The following is a 3,613-nucleotide window of genomic DNA, read 5'->3' as shown; positions in this document are numbered from 1 at the left end:
TGGTTGATCTGATTCTTCTGGACTTTTTCTCGTTGGCATCACTTGCCGGCGGGAAGGGTACCGCCCGTACTTTGAGAACTACACAGTGGACGCGAGCATCTTAAATTTGCCGCAGATTCTTTGAATCTGCGGTCAATTACAAAGATCAAAACACATGCCTTCGGGTGTGTGTTAGATCATTGGTCAATTTCGATCATCACTTTCGAGTGGTGATACTTAATCGATTCAAACTCATGTGATTTCAAATTTTTAAGAGCAAACGGTGAATGCCTTGGCATGTAGAGCCGAAGAAGGACGTAGTAATCTGCGATAAGCCTCGGGGAGTTGATAAACGAACTGTGATCCGAGGATGTCCGAATGGGGAAACCCCGCCAGGCCCGCAAGGTGACCTGGTGACTCCCGCCTGAATATATAGGGCGGGTAGAGGGAACGTGGGGAAGTGAAACATCTCAGTACCCACAGGAAGAGAAAACAACAGTGATTCCGTTAGTAGTGGCGAGCGAACCCGGATGAGGCTAAACCGATCATGTGTGATAGCCGGTAGGCGTTGCATGGTCGGGGTTGCGGGACTTTTCTGCCTATTCTACCGAATGGTAAGGGTTAGAACGTTGTATAGACGAACAGGATTGAAAGCCTGGTCATAGAGGGTGCGAACCCCGTAGTCGAAATGCAGCAATCGCCCGAGAAGTATCCCAAGTAGCACGGGGCCCGAGAAATCCCGTGTGAATCCGTCAGGACCACCTGATAAGCCTAAATACTCCTACATGACCGATAGTGAACAAGTACCGTGAGGGAAAGGTGAAAAGTACCCCGGGAGGGGAGTGAAATAGTACCTGAAACCGTTTGCTTACAAACCGTTGGAGCCAGCTTTGTTCTGGTGACAGCGTGCCTTTTGAAGAATGAGCCTGCGAGTTAGTGATATGTGGCGAGCTTAACCCGAGAGGGGAATGCGTAGCGAAAGCGAGTCTGAATAGGGCGATTCAGTCGCATGTCCTAGACCCGAAGCGAAGTGATCTATCCATGGCCAGGTTGAAGCGACGGTAAGACGTCGTGGAGGACCGAACCCACTTCAGTTGAAAATGGAGGGGATGAGCTGTGGATAGGGGTGAAAGGCCAATCAAACTTCGTGATAGCTGGTTCTCTCCGAAATGCATTTAGGTGCAGCGTTGCGTGTTTCTTGCCGGAGGTAGAGCTACTGGATGGCCGATGGGGCCTAAAAGCTTACTGACGTCAGCCAAACTCCGAATGCCGGTAAGTGAGAGCGCAGCAGTGAGACGGTGGGGGATAAGCTTCATCGTCGAGAGGGAAACAACCCAGACCACCAACTAAGGTCCCAAAGCGCGTGCTAAGTGGGAAAGGATGTGGAGTTGCACAGACAACCAGGAGGTTGGCTTAGAAGCAGCCACCCTTGAAAGAGTGCGTAATAGCTCACTGGTCAAGTGATTCCGCGCCGACAATGTAACGGGGCTCAAGCACGCCACCGAAGTTGTGGCATTGATATTTTTGGTTAGCTGCACCCTTGTGGTGTTAGTTCAGCCGTGTTGATGGGTAGGAGAGCGTCGTGTGGCCAGCGAAGCGGCGGTGTAAACCAGCCGTGGAGGCCACACGAGTGAGAATGCAGGCATGAGTAGCGAAAGACGGGTGAGAAACCCGTCCTCCGAAAGATCAAGGGTTCCAGGGCCAGGCTAATCCGCCCTGGGTAAGTCGGGACCTAAGGCGAGGCCGACAGGCGTAGTCGATGGACAACGGGTTGATATTCCCGTACTGACGAAAAACCGCCCAAGCTAATCCAGTAATGCTAAGCATCTGAATCCCCTAGATGGATCCCTTCGGGGTGAAGCGTGGGGCCTAGCGTGCGACCCTATGCTGGTGCGGTTAGCGTATTAACAGGTGTGACGCAGGAAGGTAGCTGAGCCGGGCGATGGTTGACCCGGTCTAAGGATGTAGGGCGAACGATAGGCAAATCCGTCGTTCATGATGCCTGAGACCCGATGGGTAGCCCGTAAGGGTGAAATCAGTGATCCTATGCTGCCAAGAAAAGCATCGACGCGAGGTTTTAGTCACCCGTACCCCAAACCGACTCAGGTGATCAGGTAGAGAATACTAAGGAGATCGAGAGAATCGTGGTTAAGGAACTCGGCAAAATGCCCCCGTAACTTCGGGAGAAGGGGGGCCTGAGGCGTGAACGGACTTGCTCCGGGAGCGTTCGAAGGCCGCAGAGACCAGTGGGAAGCGACTGTTTACTAAAAACACAGGTCCGTGCTAAGTCGCAAGACGATGTATACGGACTGACGCCTGCCCGGTGCTGGAAGGTTAAGAGGAACGGTTAGCCGCAAGGCGAAGCTGAGAATTTAAGCCCCAGTAAACGGCGGTGGTAACTATAACCATCCTAAGGTAGCGAAATTCCTTGTCGGGTAAGTTCCGACCTGCACGAATGGCGTAACGACTTCCCAGCTGTCTCAACCGCGAACTCGGCGAAATTGCATTACGAGTAAAGATGCTCGTTACGCGCAGCAGGACGGAAAGACCCCGTGACCTTTACTACAGCTTGGTATTGGTGTTCGGTGTGGCTTGTGTAGGATAGGTGGGAGACTGTGAAGCTTGGACGCTAGTTCAGGTGGAGTCATTGTTGAAATACCACTCTGGTCATATTGGATACCTAACTTCGAACCGTGATCCGGTTCAGGGACAGTGCCTGGTGGGTAGTTTAACTGGGGCGGTTGCCTCCTAAAAAGTAACGGAGGCGCCCAAAGGTTCCCTCAACCTGGTTGGTAATCAGGTGTCGAGTGTAAGTGCACAAGGGAGCTTGACTGTAAGACTGACAAGTCGAGCAGGGACGAAAGTCGGGACTAGTGATCCGGCAGTGGCTTGTGGAAGCGCTGTCGCTCAACGGATAAAAGGTACCTCGGGGATAACAGGCTGATCTTGCCCAAGAGTCCATATCGACGGCATGGTTTGGCACCTCGATGTCGGCTCGTCGCATCCTGGGGCTGGAGTAGGTCCCAAGGGTTGGGCTGTTCGCCCATTAAAGCGGTACGCGAGCTGGGTTTAGAACGTCGTGAGACAGTTCGGTCCCTATCCGCTGCGCGCGCAGGAAATTTGAGAAGATCTATCCCTAGTACGAGAGGACCGGGATGGACGAACCTCTGGTGTGTCAGTTGTTCCGCCAGGAGCACCGCTGATTAGCTACGTTCGGAACGGATAACCGCTGAAAGCATCTAAGCGGGAAGCCGGCTTCGAGATGAGATTTCCATCCCTTCGGGGGAGAGGCTCGCAGCTAGACTACTGCGTTGATAGGCCGGATGTGGAAGTGGGGACTAAAGACCCATGAAGCTGACCGGTACTAATAAGCCGATAATTTGATAACACTCAGTTTGAAGAAGCTGCTTTAGCGTCCACTATGTGGTTCTCGATGTACGGTCGAGAACAACGCCTTCGTCATGAGGGCTCTATAACTAAAAAATATAGAATCGATTCATCGAAAGATGTTTCGGCGGCTATAGCGAGAGGGAAACGCCCGGTCACATTCCGAACCCGGAAGCTAAGACTCTCAGCGCCGATGGTACTGCAGGGGGGACCCTGTGGGAGAGTAGGACACCGCCGGACTTAACTT

The 3,613-nt window shown here is 52.8% G+C and carries 2 rRNA genes; both read left to right on the top strand.

Features of this window, described 5'->3' with window-relative positions:
- Positions 1-239 precede the first annotated feature (239 nt).
- Positions 240-3,367: ribosomal RNA gene (locus CXY83_RS00115) — 23S ribosomal RNA — on the top strand.
- Between the two features lie 122 nt (positions 3,368-3,489).
- Positions 3,490-3,606: ribosomal RNA gene (gene rrf / locus CXY83_RS00110) — 5S ribosomal RNA — on the top strand.
- Positions 3,607-3,613: the final 7 nt, after the last annotated feature.

The sequence above is a fragment of the Cryobacterium sp. M15 genome (assembly GCF_002929675.1).
Lineage (GTDB): Bacteria > Actinomycetota > Actinomycetes > Actinomycetales > Microbacteriaceae > Cryobacterium > Cryobacterium lyxosi.
Note: the sequence above shows the minus strand (reverse complement) of the source record. Positions and strands in the feature narration are given on the sequence as shown.